Origin of the sequence: Amycolatopsis sp. NPDC051106 (assembly GCF_040682775.1) — a bacterium.
In the GTDB taxonomy this organism is placed as follows: Bacteria; Actinomycetota; Actinomycetes; order Mycobacteriales; family Pseudonocardiaceae; genus Amycolatopsis.
Genome location: NZ_JBFBBQ010000200.1, coordinates 1 through 2325, shown reverse-complemented (window position 1 = coordinate 2325; position 2325 = coordinate 1). Strand labels below are relative to the sequence as shown.

General features: G+C 73.8%; 1 protein-coding gene. It reads left to right on the top strand.

What is annotated here, in order from left to right; genetic code table 11:
- Positions 1-2322: beta-ketoacyl synthase N-terminal-like domain-containing protein (locus AB0M83_RS48515; RefSeq protein ID WP_364529622.1), on the top strand; the 2322-nt coding region annotated here is incomplete at its 5' end.
- Between the last annotated feature and the right edge of the window lie 3 nt (positions 2323-2325).

Below are 2325 nucleotides of genomic sequence, written 5' to 3'. Positions count from 1 at the left end.
GGCGGTTTCGCCCTCGCCGCCGGCGCCGCCGTCGCGCCGGTGGCGGATCGGCTCGCGATCCGCGACGGCGCCGGCTACGAGCCCCGGACCACCGCGGTCACGCCGGACGCCTGGAAACCCGAGGGCACCGTCCTGCTCACCGGCGCGTCCGGCGAACTGGGCGCCGCCGTCGCGCGGCACCTCGTCGACGACCGGGGCGTCCAGCGGCTCGTCGTGCTCGGCGCGGAACCCTTGGGGGAAGCCGACTTCGTCGCCTGCGACCCCGCCGACCGGTACGAACTGGCGCGAGCGCTCCGGGCCGTCCCGGACGTGACCACGGCCGTCCACATCGGACTCGCCGCGGGCGCGGCCGACCTGCGCGACCGCGCCGACATCGCCCTCAACCTCGCCGAGCTGGACGTCCACCTCGTGGTGCTGACCACCGCCGGCGGCGACGGACTGGTCGCGGCGCAGACCGCGGTGCTCGAAGCCGTCGCGCACAGTGCGCTGGCCTACCGCCCCGGTGAGACGTTCGACCTGCTGGGCACGAGGGGCGCGCTCCGGCCCATCGAGCGCGTCGAGAAGGCCTCGGCGAAAGAGCCGGTCAAGACCCGCCGGGTGGTCGCCCAGGTGGCCGACGCGGGCAACGCGCTGCACCAGAAGCTCGCCCGGGTGCCCGAAACCGACCGGCACCGGGCGCTGCTCGAGATCGTCCGCACCGAAGCCGCGCTGGTCCTCGGCCATTCCGGGCCCGAGGCGGTGGGCGCCGACCGGGCGTTCAAGGAACTGGGGGTCGACTCGCTGACCGCCGTCCAGCTGCGCAACGCGCTGAACACCGCGACCGGCCTGCGGCTGCCCGCGACCTCCGTCTTCGACCACCCGACCCCGGTCGCGCTGGCGAAGGCGCTGCACGCCGAGCTGTTCGGCGAAGAAGAAGAGCACCCCGAGGTCGTCACCCGGGTCGACGAGCCGATCGCGATCGTCGGCATGGCGTGCCGCTACCCCGGCGGCATCGCCGACCCCGACGACCTCTGGCGGCTGGTCGCCGAGGGCGGCGACGCGATTTCGCCGTTCCCCACCGACCGCGGCTGGGACCTCGAGGCGCTCTACGACACCGACCCCGACGCGCCGGGGACCTGCTACGCCCGCGAGGGCGGGTTCCTGCACGACGCGAGCGCGTTCGACCCCGGCTTCTTCGGGATCAGCCCGCGCGAGGCCGTTTCGATGGACCCGCAGCACCGCCTGCTGCTGGAGGTGTCCTGGGAGTCGATGGAACGCGCCGGGATCGACCCGGCCACGCTGCGCGGCAGCCGCACCGGCGTCTTCGCCGGCATCACCTACCAGGACTACGGCGGCCTCCTCGGCGCCGCGACAGACAGCTTCGAAGGCTTCCTCGGCACTGGCAACTCGCCGAGCGTGCTGTCCGGCCGCGTCGCCTACACCTTCGGCCTGGAGGGCCCCGCGGTCTCGATCGACACCGCGTGCTCGTCGTCGCTGGTGGCGATCCACTGGGCCTGCCAGTCCCTGCGGGAAAGCGACTGCACGCTGGCGCTCGCGGGCGGCGTGACCGTGATGTCCACCCCGGTGTCACTGGTGGAGTTCAGCCGCCAGCGGGCCCTCGCCGCGGACGGGCGCAGCAAGCCCTTCTCGGCCGACGCCGACGGCGCGAGCTGGGCCGAGGGCGCCGGCATGCTGCTCCTCGAGCGGCTTTCCGACGCCGAGCGCAACGGCCACCGCGTGCTCGCGGTGATCAAGGGCTCCGCGATCAACTCCGACGGCGCGTCCAACGGCCTCACCGCCCCGAACGGGCCGTCGCAGCAGCGCGTGATCCGGCGGGCGCTGGCCAACGCGCGGCTGACCCCGTCCGACGTGGACGTCGTCGAGGCGCACGGCACCGGCACCAAGCTGGGCGACCCGATCGAGGCGCAGGCCATCATCGCCACCTACGGCCGCGAGCGGCCCGAAGGCCGGCCGGTGTACCTGGGCTCGTTCAAGTCGAACGTCGGGCACGCCCAGGCGGCCTCCGGGGTCGGCGGCGTGATCAAGATGGTCCAGGCCATCCGGCACGGCCTGCTACCCAAGACGCTGCACGCCGAAGTCCCGTCGCCGCACGTCGACTGGGACGCGGGCGACGTCAGCCTGCTCACCGAAACCCGCCCGTGGCTCGCCGACGGCCCGCGCCGAGCCGGCGTGTCCTCGTTCGGCATGAGCGGCACCAACGCGCACGTGATCCTGGAGCAGGTCCCGGAGCGCCCCAATGTGGCGTTCGGTGAGCAGGCTGACGTCGCCCGCGTCCCAGTCGACGTGCGGCGACGGGACTTCGGCGTGCAGCGTCTTGGGTAGCAG